Origin of the sequence: Pseudoalteromonas sp. MM1 (genome assembly GCF_030296835.1) — a bacterium.
Classification (GTDB): Bacteria; Pseudomonadota; Gammaproteobacteria; order Enterobacterales; family Alteromonadaceae; genus Pseudoalteromonas.
The window spans coordinates 1,612,754-1,628,325 of record NZ_AP027922.1 but is presented as its reverse complement, the minus strand read 5'-3'; the positions used below and the strand labels follow the sequence as shown (position 1 = coordinate 1,628,325).

Below are 15,572 nucleotides of genomic sequence, written 5' to 3'. Positions count from 1 at the left end.
GTTTACAGTTTAAAGCTTTGTTAAGTTTGATAAAGTAGCTATAAAAAAGCCCTTGTAAAACAAATTACAAGGGCTCCTACACACAACCTTTATTATAGCTTGTAGCTAAAGCCTAACAAGTAAGTACGACCGTAATCTTGGTAGTCACGAACTTGTAGTGCGTTATCGCCAGAAAGCGATGTAAACGGCTCTTCTGTTAAGTTTTGAACTTGGAACTGAATAGATAAACCTTCGAGGCTTTCAATACCGGCTTCAGAGAAGTCATATCCTGCTTGCACATCCCAAATAGTCTCACCCAGAATATCAACTTGTTGAGTATCAAAACCTAGCCCATATACATCACCTTTGAAGTCACTACGCTTACGCATACTAGTACGTAATTGAATACCATTCATTTCGTAGTAAACCGTTAAGCTTTGAATTTTATCTGATAGACCCGGTAGCTCGTACTCGTTACCGTTTTGATCTTCTATGTCAGATTCAATACCGGTATGGCTGGCAATTAAGCCAAAGCCTTCAAGTGACGGGTGGAATATTTTAAATGGAAGCGCCAGTGATAGCTCGTAACCGTATAGGTCACCCCCACCGCCATTAACTTTACCACTGCCCGTCCCCTCAGATGTTGCAGGAATTTCACCTGTTGATGGGTCAGCAACGCCCGACATATCAATTTCGTATGTGCCGTCAAAAATCCACTGGGTTATGTCTTTGTAGAAAAACGCAGCAGAGAAGTAACCTTCATCACTAAAGTAGTTTTCGTATGTTAAGTCGTAACCCGTTGCCTCTTTTGGCTCTAAATTAGGGTTACCACCCGATACAGACCAGTAGTTACCATTTTCATCAGGTGTTGTGTTGTATGACGCATCAACAGATGAGTTCATTTCATCCAAACGGGCGCGTGAGATTGTTTTAGCTGCACCAAAACGCACTGTTTGCTGCTCATCAATTGCAAGTGATAAGTTTAAGCTTGGTAATACGTGAGAATAATCGTGTCTAAGATCTGTCGGCGTAACAAAAATATTACCATCATCGTCTGAATTAAAAGCGTTACTTTGTGAAGACTGGTCAGTATGTACATAACGTACACCAATGTTACCTGTTAATGCTAAACCACTCACTTCAGCATTAATATTAGCTTGTACAAACGCCGAAGTAATTTCTTCTTTTACTGTCCACGATTTAGTTAAGTGACTTGTGTCTGCTAATCTTTGGTCAACGAGTGTATAATAGCCATCGTTTAATAAACTGTTAGCGTTATAGGCAATCATATCGCCCATGCCAATAAAGTTTAAATCGACACTGCCCATTCGGTACTGCTCTGGCACAGCTAGCATGCCAGGATTATCAAGTGAAAAACCCGATAGTGTCATATAAAAGCCTTGCGAATCTTTGGTTTTTTCGCGCTCTTTATAAGACATGCCAAATTCAATTGAGCTAAAGTATTCGTTTTCTAATACTTTAGAAGCCGCTAGCTTTAACGTAGACAGCTCATCTTCAATGGTTGGGGCATTGATGAATCCATCCTGTGCCTGATCTTTATAACCAGAAATATCATTTCCATCAGCATCAACTAAACCATACTTATTATTCAATGCTTTGTTTGACCCCCAAGAAAGTGGACCACCTAATTGAATCAAACTATAGTCACTGTAATCTAAGTCATGAGTAAACGTAGCGCCAGTATTACCACCGTTAAATGTGTAACCTAAGTTATCTGCAACGCCACGTGAATCACCACGCCCTGTACCTGAGTAACTTTCAAGGCTCCAAATTTTACGATCAACTTGCGAGTAACTTGCATCAAACTCAACTGACCAAGCATCGTCAATATCGTATTTAGTATTAAAACCAAACGCGGTTAGCTCTGCTTCACGCTCTTCATAATCGTTACGAACAACTACACGCTGGCCATTAGTAACAGCACTGGTAATAAATCCGCTTGCATCATCTACAGCTACGCTTGCAGGGTCAATTGAGCCTTGGCCCCATGCGAATGGAATTTCGATACCACGTAAGATTTTTTCATCTGTAAAATCAACATACAATGCATCAAACGTCATGTTTAGTTTGTCTGTTGGAGCCGCTTCTAATACGAGCATGGCTGAATCACGCTCAAGTGTTGATGAACGCACAAATGGTTTTGCACCACCTAAAATTGAATATGTTTGGCCACCTACTTCTCTTTCGGGGTAGCCCCAAGCGTTCCAGCGTTTTTCTTGGTTTGGTGAGCTCATGGTGTTTAGTGCAAATGCAACACCTATAGTGTCATCAGCAAACTGATCAATGTATGAAATAGTACCGCGATAACCATCGTCGTTACCGTCTGGGTTTAGTTTATCAAAGCTTGTTTGCTCGTATTGGCCATTAACTTGGAATACACGCTCGCCTTTACTTAAAGGACGCACGGTTTGCATGTTAATAACACCGGCGATACCTTCGGCTTCGATACTTGCGTTAGGTGTTTTATAAACGGTTACACCGCTCATGATTTCTGATGGGTACAGGTCAAACTCTACGCCGCGGTTATCGCCAATAGATACTTGCTCGCGGCCGTTAAACGTAGTACCACTTTCGTTTTCACCAAAACCACGAATTGATACTCTACTTGCACGACCATCTAGGCGCTGCGCTGTTAAACCAGGTAAGCGTGCAATAGACTCAGCAATTGATGAGTCAGGTAGTTTACCTATATCTTCTGCAGAAATAGATTCTACAACCTGTGTAGAAAAGCGTTTGGTGTTGATAGATTCAACAACACTGCCACGAAAGCCTTTTACTTCGATAACCTCAACGTCATCATTTTTAACTGTATCTTCTTGCGCTGCTACAGAGGTAAAGCTTGCTAAACCTGCAGTTGCTAATGCCAAAGTTAATATACTTGGTTTGAACATAGACATGATGTTTTTCCCGTTACCCATATTGTGATACCCGCTTCTTTATTTGAGTGATAGTCAAACAGGCGAGCTAATTTTGTTGTCAGCATCAATATTAACGCTCGAATTATTTTATTAACAACTTTATGCATACGTATTCAAGACTATGCAACGCATTAAAAATTAACAATAAGTTCACAAATCCAAGGCTAACCTATTGATTTTAAATTTATTATTATGGTGCAACATGATTGTTAATGAGTTTTATAAAAATACATTTGTGCGCAGTATGAATTACTTACGATACAGCGTGTAACTAGCGTTAAATAAGGCATTTTTTAATATTTACATAAGTTATTTTAATAATTTGAGTTTTATGAAATTGGTAAGACCATTCGACAATTTCACCAATACCGTGCAAGCCTTTTAAAATAAGCACCAAAACAGATCGCACCTTTTTATTTATAAGTAAAAAGCATGATTGGTAAAGCTAGCAATAAAAATACAGCACCTTAAATACACCTTCTTAAAAGTACTTTTAAGTGAGTAAATTAGCTGCATACGTATGCAGGCTTTTTACAGAGTAGCCCCCTTCACGTATGCTTTTTGAAAATTTAGCGATTGTTTCAATCGAACTAATAACAATATAAATACTGTGTGGAACGACGGAGAAAAGCATGGCCCAACAGCAGTGGTATAAAGGTGCGGTTATTTATCAGGTTTACCCGCGAAGCTTTCAAGATAGCAATAACGATGGTATTGGTGATCTTAAAGGGATAATTAATCGCATTGATTACATTAAAAGCTTAGGCGTTGACGCTATTTGGATTTCTCCTTTTTTTAAATCGCCAATGAAAGATTTTGGCTATGATATTAGCGATTATCGCGACATAGACCCTATTTTTGGTGACTTGAACGACTTTGACGAATTAATAGATCAAGCTCACAAACGCGGTATTAAAATTATTATTGACCAAGTGTTAAGCCATACATCAGACCAACATCAATGGTTTTTAGATAGCCGCGAAAACCAAAACAATAATAAAGCCGACTGGTACGTATGGGCAGATGCTAAAGACGATGGTACAGCGCCAAATAACTGGTTATCTATATTTGGTGGCGGCGCGTGGCAATGGGAGCCTCGTCGTGGTCAGTACTATTTACATAACTTTTTAACCGAACAGCCTGATTTAAACTTTCATAACCCAGAAGTAAGAAAAGCAGTGCTTGATAACGTTGAGTTTTGGCTTAAAAAAGGGGTTGATGGATTTAGGCTAGATGCAATTAATTTTTGCTACCACGATGCACAACTGCGCGATAATCCAGCAAAGCCAAAAGATAAGCGCCAAGGCCGTGGCTTTAGTGAAGATAACCCGTATGCTTTTCAGTATCACTATTATAATAACACTCAGCCAGAAAACATTGAGTTTATGCAAGACATACGTGCATTACTTGATAAGTACCCAGGTACTGTGTCGTTAGGTGAAATTTCATCAGAAGATTCATTGGCCACAATGGCAGAATATACCCAAGGCGGTGATAAGCTGCACATGGGCTACAGCTTTGAACTACTTACTGATGATTATTCAAGTGAATACATTAGAGAAACAGTACAAACACTGGAGCAACGTATGCTTGAGGGTTGGCCATGCTGGGCGTTTAGCAACCACGATGTAGAGCGCGTAGCGAGCCGCTGGAGCCAAAGTGGTGAAATTAACTCTGCACAATGCAAAATGCTTACAGCCCTACTTGCTTCTTTGCGTGGTAGCGTATGCATGTACCAAGGTGAAGAGCTTGGCTTAGGTGAAGCTTCTGTTGCATTTGAAGACTTACAAGACCCGTACGGCATTACTTTTTGGCCTAACTTTAAAGGCCGTGATGGCTGCAGAACACCAATGCCGTGGGATGACAATAGCTCAGAACATGCAGGTTTTAGTAATGCAAAACCTTGGTTACCTGTCGATAACGCGCACACTCAAAGTGCTGTATCTGTTCAAGATAAAGATTCAGACTCTATACTTAATGCCTACCGTGAGTTTATGGCATGGCGTAAACAGCATGCTGTGTTATTAGAAGGCGACATTGAGTTTATTAAGACGGCCGAGCCTATACTTGCTTTTTACAGAACATTAAATGAGCAAACAATGCTGTGTGTGTTTAATTTAGCACAAACCAATCAAACAGTTGAGCTGACTAAAACAGTGACTGAAGCGCATGACTCACTATCTCATTGTAGTGCCACTTTAGAAGGTAATACGTTAAGCATAAGCGGTTTTGGGTGCTATTTTGCTTTTGTAAAATGAGAATGCCCTGACTAATAATACTCAAAAGCCCGATTTTATCGGGCTTTTTTGTGCGCTCAAATCGTGGGGCTGCTACAGCCGGTATTAAGAGGAAATACCGGCCACCAAAACACTAATTTAACCTTTTTAATGTGACTGTGTTTTACTATTTAAATAATCAGTAAGCGCAAATAATACGCCTGAGCTAACAAAGGTAATGTGGATTATCACTTTCCAAAATAACTCATCACTTGAGTGAATATTTGAATTAATAAATACCTTTAAAAGCTCCACTGCCGATATAGCGACTATTGCACTGATCAACTTCATTTTTAAACCAGAGAAGCCAACCTTGCCCATCCATGATGGCCTATCTTCATGGCCATCAATATTAAGCTTAGATACAAAATTTTCATAACCACTAAAAATTATAATAAGTAATAAACCTGCCAATAAGGCGGTATCAACCAACGTAAGTATACCTACCAATAGCTCTTGGTTAGTCGCGCTAAAAGTGGCAATCCCCATTAAATAAAGCTGCTTAAAAAACTTAATAAGCAGTAATATTACAGCAAATAGTAAGCCCACAAAAAACGGCGCCAATAACCAGCGACCTTTAAATATAAATGACTCTAAGCCCTGCTCTACTTTGTGTATTTTACGGGCCGTATTAGCTGCTTTTACTTGATCTTCTAACATTAATTTATCTTTTTATAAAAAAGCGACCTTAGCTTATAATTTATTTAAGCACAATTACTTATATATTAATTAGTGAGTAATTTACTCATCTTGACGATAAAAATTTTTCGTTATCTTTTATTTTCAATTCGATTAAAAATCACCATACCAACAGAGTTGTTCTGCATTGGGCACTATTTAAGTACAGCATTAAAATGTATTTAAATCGTCAAACCATTTATTTAGGAATAAACAAATGAATAAAGCATTGCTAGCATTAATAGTAGCACCACTTTTTGCTGTATCTGCAACATATGCAGTCGCAGACGATGCACCTGCAGCTTCTGCACAAACAATAACAGAATACACAGATATGTGTATAAATTGGGCTAAAGACGACGACGTAACTAACGATGATTTATATGCATATGTATTACAGTGCGTAAATGACGAATTAGAGTCTGAAGGCTATAAAAAAGTCTCATCTGTTAAAATTTAAATCTTTTATTAATAGCAATTAGCATAATTAAGTGATCTATTTTGAGACTGGAAAAACGTGTTGATAGCAAGGCAAAAAATTCGCTATTTAGTTGTTCTAAATGAGAACTTTTTAACGCAGATAGCGACACGTTTAGCCCCTAAAAATGATTAAATATTATTGCGGATTGGTATAAGGCTATGTGGCTAACAAAGCCATTGCGACACTTAGCCTAATATAAAAAAACCGGAATGACACAAGCTGTGCATTCCGGTTTTTATTTGTAAATAAATTTTAACGTTTATTCAGCTTCTTTTTTTGCTTTAGGCTTAGCCGGCGATTTTTTTGCGGGCGCTTTCTTTTTGGGCGTTGCTTTTTTCTTTGCTTCTTCTACCCACTTACCTGCTTCAAAGTGAGCAGTCCAGCCTGTGGCTTTTCCGTCCACTTCAGTCATCACGTATTGCGCTTTATTTTTACGGCTATAACGTACTACCGCTAAATTACCCTCAGGATCTTTTTCTGGCGCATCAGCTAAGTAATAAAACTTAGGTGAAATACGGTCTCTAAAACGCTTTAGCTCAGCCACTTTAGGCGCGCGCGTCTCGCGTGATTTAGGGAAAGTGTTAGCCGCCAAGAAAATACCTGCAGCCCCATCACGTAAAACAAAATAAGCTTCTGACTTTTCACATTCAAGTTCTGGTATGTGTACTGGGTCTTCTTTTGGTGGCGCAGCTTCACCGTTTTTAAGTAACTTACGCGTATTTTTACACTCTTCGTTGTTACAACCAAAATACTTACCAAAACGGCCTGATTTAAGCTCCATGTCTGAGCCACATTTATCACATTCGATAATAGGGCCATCATACCCTTTAATCTTAAAGGTACCTTGCTCAACGATGTACCCTTCACAAGCAGGGTTATTACCACAAACATGTAATTTACGGGTTTCGTCTATTAGGTAAGAGTCCATAGCCGTTTCACAGATTGGACAGCGCTTCATTTGCATTAATGTTTCAGTTTCAATGTCCTCAACATCTGCGGCAACCGCCTCATCCCCTGAAACTAAGTTCATCGTGGTTGTACAACGCTCTTTAGGCGGTAAGTTATAACCTGTACACCCTAAAAATACCCCAGTAGATGCTGTGCGGATACCCATTTTTCTGCCACATGTAGGGCAGTCAATATCGGTTTCGACCATTTGATTAAGGCGCATTCCGCCTTGCTCTGGCTCATCTTTGGCTATGTTCAATTGCGTAGAAAAATCAGCATAAAACTTATCAAGCACCTGAGTCCATACACGCTCGCCTTCGGCGATATCATCTAAACGACCTTCCATTTTAGCCGTAAAGTCAAAGTTCATTAAATCGGTGAAGTTCTCAACCAAACGGTCAGTAACTATTTCGCCCATTTTTTCAGCGAAGAAACGACGGTTTTCTACCCGTACATAACCACGATCTTGAATTGTTGAAATAATTGATGCATACGTAGATGGACGACCAATACCACGTTTTTCAAGCTCTTTTACTAAACTTGCTTCACTAAAGCGCGCTGGCGGTTTAGTAAAGTGCTGCTTAGGATCAAGCTCAATTAAACTAAGTACTTCGCCTTCTTTTACTGCTGGCAGCGATTGATCTTCTTCATTCTTTTTACGTACCGCAGGTTGCACTTTTGTCCAACCATCAAAACGAAGTACTCGCCCTTTTGCTTTTAGTTGAAACTCATCAGCGGCCACAGTAAGCGTTGTTAAATCGTACTCTGCAGGCACCATTTGACAGGCTACAAACTGACGCCAAATTAATTCGTACAGCTTTTTAGCGTCCGCATCAACGCCTTCTACATGTCCAGAAAGTACTGTTACGCTTGAAGGACGAATCGCTTCGTGCGCTTCTTGTGCGTTACCTTTTGAGCTGTAGCTAATTGGCTCTTTAGGTAAGTATTTTGCACCAAACTCTTGAGTTACATAATCACGACACATTTCAACCGCATCTTTTGACAGGTTAGTTGAGTCGGTACGCATATAAGTAATGTAACCGCCTTCGTAAAGGCGCTGTGCAAGCATCATGGTTTTTTTAACGCCATAGCCTAAACGGGTACTGGCGGCTTGTTGCATAGTTGAAGTAATAAAAGGTGCACTTGGGCGGCTTTTACTTGGTTTTTCTTCAACACTAATTACTTTATATTCTGCGCTCTCAAGGCGTTTAACTGCGGCTGTAGCCTCAGCCTCATTTACGGGCTTAAATGGCTTGTCTGCTTGTTTGGTGACTTCTAAGCGTAATTGTGACTCAGTATTTTTAACATCGGCGTGGATATCCCAAAACTCTTCTGGAATAAACGCTTTAATTTCACGCTCGCGCTCTACTAATAAGCGTACCGCAACCGATTGCACACGCCCAGCAGAAAGCCCGCGCGCTACTTTAGCCCATAATAATGGCGATACCATAAAGCCAACTACACGGTCTAAAAAGCGGCGTGTTTGCTGTGCATATACCATGTCGGTATTTAGCTCGCCGGGTGTTTCAAACGCTTGTTGAATCGCATTTTTTGTAATTTCGTTAAATACAACGCGTTTATATTTTTCAGGCTCACCGCCAATAATTTCTTGAAGGTGCCAAGCAATTGCTTCCCCTTCTCTATCCAAATCCGTTGCGAGATAAACTTGGTCTGCATTTTCGGCCAGCTTTTTTAACTCTTGAACTACTTTCTCTTTACCCGGCAAAATTTCGTAATGTGGCTCCCACCCTTTTTCAGGATCAATACCCATACGTGCAACTAAATTAGTGTAATCTCGTTGCTGTTTATACGCTGCCTTTTCTTCAGGCTCCATTTTACGAACTTCAGCTGGCGTTTTAGTCGCCGGTACTTTAGCCTTGCTCGAACCTGAAGTAGGTAAATCACGCACATGTCCAATACTGGACTTTACGATGAAGTCTTTACCTAAGTATTTATTAATTGTTTTAGCCTTAGCAGGTGACTCTACAATTACTAGCGATTTGCCCATAGTTGCCTATTTCTAACCAAATATTTAAATGTGTTTTGCCGACATAAACGGCGCGAATATTTATAGGTATATCTACAAACACCTATTGTTACAAGCTTTTAATACAAACTTTTCAGTATTTACTGAATAAACAAACAATTTTTGTTGTTAAATTATACAAACTAGTGTTTTTAGAATAATTGCTGAGGAATATATAGAACACAAATAAAAAAGCCAACCTTAAAGGTTGGCTTTTTTACATTCTATCTATTATAAATCGTCACTGACGCTAACAGAAAGAGTACTTTCAAGCCCAGAAGGGGCCTCAGCTGTGACAGTTAAAATACCGCTAAATTGCTCATTACCACCATCTAAATCCTCACGTGTAATACCAAACGAAAGGCCTACAGGCACAATACTTGTCGTATTTGGGTAAGTGTAGTTATCACTACCCGTTAAAATACCATTGTCTGTATCAATAGAAATAGTAGTTTCCGCAGGCATTGGGTTGTTATAAAGGTCAGCAATAAATACCGTAAGGTTTAGACTTGATGCACCCGTAGTTTGGGTTAAGTCTATTGCATCAACCTGACACATTAACGCGCTGGTTGGATCGTTTTGTACACGGCGTACAAGTGGGCTTGCAGGGTCGCTGTTTACACGAACCTCTGAAGCAGTTGCACCCACAATAGCAGAGCAATCATCAGCGTACGTAACGAGTCTAAAGAAAGCAGTATCACCTGACATCACGATTTCTTGATTTTGAAACACGTTAACCATTTGACGGCTACAAATACCTGCAAGTTCGTCTTCTTCACGGCACAGTAAACCGTTGTAAAGCCCATTCTCAGTGGTCCATGTACCATTACCATCAAAATCAACAAACTCTTCAAACTCGTCACCAGTAGAGTTATCACGTGAACATGGATCTGTACCATCATTACAGTCTTTGCCACCATAAGTGCCATCTTCATTGTTATCGATAAAGGCTTCTGGAATATCAAATAAATCATCAAAAAAGTCTTCGCTATCGAAGTAACCGTTACCATTTAAATCAGAAAAGGTTTCTTCACCAATCGCATAAGCATGTACCGTTGCGCGTCCGCCTAGGGGTAAATCTACCGTTAAGTCATTATTTAAAATACCTAATGGGCATGGTAAGCCGCCATCACACTTCTGTGTAATAGTATTTTCATACATAGAGTCAGTAAATGGACGTGGGTTACTACTTGTCCATGTTACGCTACACGCACCATTAGTTGTGGTACAACTTGGCTCTATTACGCCCCCTTCTGTGATAAAGCTAACTGCAGTTCCATCTGGCACAGGGTTGTTAAAGTGATCAGCTAAACGAGCGTTAACCGATACCGTATTACCATCAACATTTAATGCGTGCGGGTTGAAAATGGAACGCGACAACGAGAAGCTGTTTTGATCAGCAATACCTGTGCTAACGACTAGAGTATCTGAAGGCGCGGTGACAATAACCGTGTTGCCATCAACCTCTTCTTCACTCGATGCAATGACACGTACAGGCGTGGCTATTGAGCCCGATTGTACTGAAGTCGTTACTTCACCACTGGCATTAGTGATTGCGCTGGCGGTGCCTAACGTTATACCACCAACTGCCGTAGATAGTTCAAAGTTAACCGTTCTTGAAGCTAAATCATTGCCATTTGAATCGATAAGTTTAAATGTTACTTCAGATATTTCTGTTCTATCAGCTCCACCTGTGCCCTTTAATGCAATTACTGGCTCGGTCACTTCTACAAATTGTAAAAAGCCAATATTGGCTGGTGATACATTTATAGTCGTGCTCGCAGAAACCGTATCGCCACCGGTGATCACAGTGGCTGTAATTATATCGCCACCCACACAAGTAAGTGGGCGGTATGTAGAGCGCGCAAAGCCGCCAATACTGGTTACTGTTTCATCTATAAGTGCTTGACCAGAGCCAACACAACCAGATGAAAACTCAACAGTAAGTGGTGTGGTATAAAGCTCACCGTCTTTTGAAATTTCTATTGAGATTAGTGCTGTCGCACCTGCAGCTAATAGCTCAACGTCAGCAATCGAGCTGCTAATAGCAATTTCAACATCTACAGCAGCAATTTGAAATGCCTTGGTTAAATCGCTATCAAGCACTGACACAGTAATCTCACCAGCGCCTACATCTTGACCTGGCACTATATCTAAAAGTGCAATACCGTTTGCATCGGTAATAGCTGTACCAGTTGAAGGTGTAATTGAGCCAATTGTTGTGCTTGCTGTTACCAAAGTTTGTGAAAGTGGTGTTGTCGAATTTTCATTTGTTACTTGTACATAAAGAATCGCAGTTGAATCACCAGAAATACTCGTCACTGTGTCACATTGGCTTGCATCTCTTTGTGATTTAAAGTCTGCTGGACAATTTTGTAAAATAGAAAAGCTAATATCGGCAGTACTTTGGTCTGGATTTACAGCATCGCCTTTTGTATAAAAACCCAAAGTTTGTTCAACACCTTCATATTGAGCTGTTATAACACCTGCCCCTTCTACAGTCCCCGACGTTAAATTAATTGATGCAACGCCGCTGCCATTTGTTAGTGCTGTACCAATACTTGGAATTAAGTTTCCTAATGTTGATGAGAAGTTTACAACCGCCCCTTCAACTTCAACACCATCACCGTCTAATATAGTTGCTTTAACTACCGCACTGTCAGCTGCGCTGATTGTACTAATTTCTGATAAAGTCGTTGAAGAGGTAAGGCTTAAACCGATAGAAAAGTCTAGCGACTCACCTTGAATGGGCGCATCGCCTTCAGTCGTGAACGTATAACCGTCCGAGCTAAAAACTGTATTTTCATTATCTGTGTAAGTGGCAACAATTGAGCCAGCACCCGCTTCAGTCCCTGCTAGCAAGCTAATTGTGGCAATACCTTGTTCATTTGTTAAAGCTGTACCATTAGTAGGGTTTATAGTGCCTAAACCAGTAAGCACGAATTCAATTAATTCATAAGCAGCTGGCTCATTATTAATTAATAGTTCAACTTGAGCAGTGGCGGGGTTTAAATAGTCAACACTTCGAGTTGCTCCACCTGATGAATCAACAAGCGAGACGCTTAATTGTGGATCTGTTGATTGAGCGCCATCTGACTCAAATGCAAATGTGTCTGTGTAACTTACGCCATCAACTGTATAGGTTGCAGTTACTTCACCAGCTCCCGCGTTTTCACCTGCGGTAAGCTCTATTGTCGCAATACCATTTGATTGAGTTAACGCAGTGCCTGCTGTAGGATTTAATTCACCTATTGAGTCTGCAAGGGTAAAAGTAATTCGCTCGCCCGTAACCGCATCGCCATCATTATCTTCTAAAGTAGCTCTAAGTTCTAAAGGAGCACTGGCTGTAACTGCGTTTGACTCAGTGTCGCTAGATTGTAAATAACCTTTTAAGGTTACCGTAAAAGTGGATGTTTCTGTTGTAGAATCGTCATCTTCTCCGATGGTGCCGTCTTTTTCGATTGTTCCACCACCACCACAAGCGCAAAGCATGATGCTAAATAGTGTAATGCTGAGTAGTCGCGTTAAAGGCATGGACCTCTCCCTAGCGTTGTTATTATTTACTAATAGTTGTTTACCTAATATTAACCTATAACTTAGTCTAATATCACAGTTTTTTATCACTTTTTTATGTAAAAAATTCCGCAAAGGTTATTTTTTTCTGTAGTAAATATTTCCTTGCTGGTAGTCTATGGCAAATTTGAAAAAATAGATTAGGGAATATGTCTAAAATACGTTCAATGAGTTTAACTACCCGTATCATGATAGGTATGGGGCTAGGTATTGCAGTAGGCTTTTTATTTCAAGCTATATTAGCTGGTGAAGACGATTATCTAATTCCTCTTGGGTTATTCTCTTTGCCAATTAAAGCTTTTTTTGTAGATGGCCTTTTCCATGTTGGCGGACAAATTTTTATTGCCAGCTTAAAAATGTTGGTTGTACCGCTGGTATTCGTCTCGCTTGTATGTGGTACGTGTAGCTTAAGCGATCCTAAAAAATTAGGCCGTTTAGGCGGTAAATCTATTGGCTTATATTTAGTGACTACTGCCGTGGCTATCACGGTAGCTATTTCATTGGCGTTATTATTTAACCCAGGCCAAGGTATTGCACTGCCATCAGATGCAAGCTTTAACGCAAAAGAAGCCCCTACACTGGCTCGCGTTATTATCGATATGTTCCCTACTAACCCATTTGAAGCAATGGCTAAAGGCAACATGCTGCAAGTTATTGTGTTTGCACTTTTATTTGGTGTTGCAATGGCACTAAGTGGTAAAGCAGGTAAACGTGTAGCTGCCGTATTTGAAGATTTAAACACGGTTATTTTAAAACTTGTTACACTGCTAATGAACATTGCACCTTACGGCGTGTTCTTTTTAATGGCCAAACTTTTTACTACTATCGAAATGGGATTAATAGTCAGCCTTGCTAAATACTTTTTAGTGGTAGTGGCGGCATTATTGATTCATGCTTTCATTAACTACAGTATTATTTTGAAAGCTCTTACAGGCCTTAACCCACTAATTTTCTTAGCTAAAATGAAGCACGCATGTTTATTTGGCTTTAGTACTTCAAGTTCAAGCGCGACAATGCCTATTACACTTGAAACTGCGACCAAAAAACTGGGTGCAAACAACTCAGTTGCCTCTTTTACTATTCCGCTTGGTGCCACCATTAACATGGACGGCACGGCCATTATGCAAGGTGTTGCAACGGTATTTATTGCACAAGTGTTTGCTGTTGATTTAACAATATCTGATTACTTAATGGTTATTTTAACCGCTACGCTTGCCTCGGTAGGCACCGCGGGTGTGCCTGGTGTGGGTTTAATTATGCTTGCGATGGTACTTAACCAAGTAGGTTTACCAGTAGAAGGTATTGCCATTATCATTGGTGTTGACAGGCTGCTCGATATGACGCGCACAGCAGTTAATATAACAGGTGACTGTATGGTAACTTGTGTGGTTGCTAAATCAGAAGGTCAATTAGATGAAAAAATATTTAACGACCCGAACGCCGCTAAAGATTTAGAAGATTACCACAAATCTACTGAGTAATTATTCAAGCCCATAAAAAAACCCTTGCTATGCAAGGGTTTTTTATTACTTTAAATACCAATCCGCATAATTAAGTGATCTATTTTGAGGATGGATATAATAACGCTTTATGGGTTCATTACTTTAAAGCGCGACATTAAATTAACGCCTGCTTTATTGATAGAATTACTAAGCCCAATTGCTAACTTATCACTTAATCCTTTCTTAATTTTATATTTAACTTTGTATATTTGACGCTCAGCTTGTTGCTCTAATAATGCATCATCACTGGTTTTAATGATATCAACTAAGCCCTTTTCAATTGCTTGTGTTGCAAACCAGTGCTCGCCAGTTGCCACATTATCAATATTAAGTGTTGGCCGTTGGCTGCTTACAAACTCTTTAAACAAACCATGTGTTTGCTCTATTTCGTCACGAAACTTTTCGCGGGCTTTATCTGTGTTTTCGCCGAACAAGGTTAACGTACGTTTAAATTCGCCTGCGGTAATTTGCTCAAACTCCACATCGTTTTTCTTTAAAATTTTATTAAAATTAGGTATTTGTGCAATTACACCAATAGAGCCAACAATAGCAAAAGGAGCGGCTAATATTTCATCGGCCACACAGGCCATCATGTAACCGCCACTAGCTGCAACTTTATCTATTGATATAGATAGTTTAATCCCTGCTGTTTTAAAACGCTGTAATTGCGATGCAGCTAAACCATAGCCATGCACCACTCCGCCCCCACTTTCTAAGCGAACTAATACTTTATCTTTTTCAGGGTTAGCAATGGCAATAATTGCAGTCACTTCTTCGCGTAGGCTTTCAACTTCGTGTGCATCCATACTACCTATAAAGTCAATAACATATAGGCGTGGCTTTGGCTCATCATTTGCTGTTTTTTTAGACTCGACTTTTTGCGCTTTAAGGTGCGCTTTTAACTCTTTTTTAGTTAACGTATTTTCTAAAAAACTATCTTTTAAATCATCTAATTGCTCAGATAAATCGTCTATTTCTATCGCCCCTTTTTTAGTTTTTGGCTTGACCGCTGAGCCAACAATAAGCGTTAAAATAATTGCAATGGCAATAACAAAGGTAACCGTTTTAGCAAAAAACAAACCGTATTCGTATAAAAATTCCAACTGGTTTCTCCATTTATAAATTTAAGCTAATTTATCATGCTTTATAACAAAAAAAAGCCACTAAACA

Annotated in this window: 8 protein-coding genes; 3 read left to right on the top strand and 5 right to left on the bottom strand. The window is 39.8% G+C overall.

Translation table 11 applies throughout. From position 1 onward, the window contains the following. Nucleotides 1-92: 92 nt before the first annotated feature. Nucleotides 93-2,897 (bottom strand): TonB-dependent receptor, encoded by a 2,805-nt coding sequence (locus QUE46_RS07400; protein WP_286247271.1) that lies wholly within the window; start codon nucleotides 2,895-2,897, stop codon nucleotides 93-95. A gap of 653 nt (nucleotides 2,898-3,550) precedes the next feature. Here QUE46_RS07400 and QUE46_RS07395 point away from each other — a divergent pair. Next, nucleotides 3,551-5,176, top strand: coding sequence for an alpha-glucosidase family protein (locus tag QUE46_RS07395; protein WP_286247269.1), 1,626 nt, complete (start codon nucleotides 3,551-3,553; stop codon nucleotides 5,174-5,176). A gap of 126 nt (nucleotides 5,177-5,302) precedes the next feature. On the opposite strand, the gene QUE46_RS07390 is transcribed toward QUE46_RS07395, so the two are convergent. After that, entirely contained in the window at nucleotides 5,303-5,854 is a 552-nt protein-coding gene (locus QUE46_RS07390; RefSeq protein ID WP_286247267.1) for a TIGR00645 family protein, read from the bottom strand. A gap of 235 nt (nucleotides 5,855-6,089) precedes the next feature. Between QUE46_RS07390 and QUE46_RS07385 the strand changes: the two genes are divergently transcribed. Next, nucleotides 6,090-6,332: a hypothetical protein gene (locus tag QUE46_RS07385; protein WP_286247265.1), complete on the top strand. Its 243-nt coding sequence runs from the start codon at nucleotides 6,090-6,092 to the stop codon at nucleotides 6,330-6,332. Between the two features lie 280 nt (nucleotides 6,333-6,612). On the opposite strand, the gene topA is transcribed toward QUE46_RS07385, so the two are convergent. Further along, nucleotides 6,613-9,309 (bottom strand): type I DNA topoisomerase, encoded by a 2,697-nt coding sequence (gene topA / locus QUE46_RS07380; protein ID WP_286247263.1) that lies wholly within the window; start codon nucleotides 9,307-9,309, stop codon nucleotides 6,613-6,615. Between the two features lie 249 nt (nucleotides 9,310-9,558). Further along, complete coding sequence (locus QUE46_RS07375; protein WP_286247261.1) at nucleotides 9,559-12,861, bottom strand: Ig domain-containing protein; 3,303 nt, start codon at nucleotides 12,859-12,861, stop codon at nucleotides 9,559-9,561. A 188-nt stretch (nucleotides 12,862-13,049) separates the two neighbouring features. Between QUE46_RS07375 and QUE46_RS07370 the strand changes: the two genes are divergently transcribed. Continuing rightward, on the top strand, nucleotides 13,050-14,381 hold the full coding sequence (locus QUE46_RS07370; RefSeq protein WP_286247259.1) for a dicarboxylate/amino acid:cation symporter: 1,332 nt from the start codon (nucleotides 13,050-13,052) through the stop codon (nucleotides 14,379-14,381). Nucleotides 14,382-14,488: 107 nt separating this feature from the next. Here the strand turns inward: QUE46_RS07370 and sohB are convergent, their stop codons facing one another. After that, nucleotides 14,489-15,505, bottom strand: a complete 1,017-nt coding sequence (sohB, locus tag QUE46_RS07365) for a protease SohB (RefSeq protein ID WP_286247258.1) — start codon at nucleotides 15,503-15,505, stop codon at nucleotides 14,489-14,491. Between the last annotated feature and the right edge of the window lie 67 nt (nucleotides 15,506-15,572).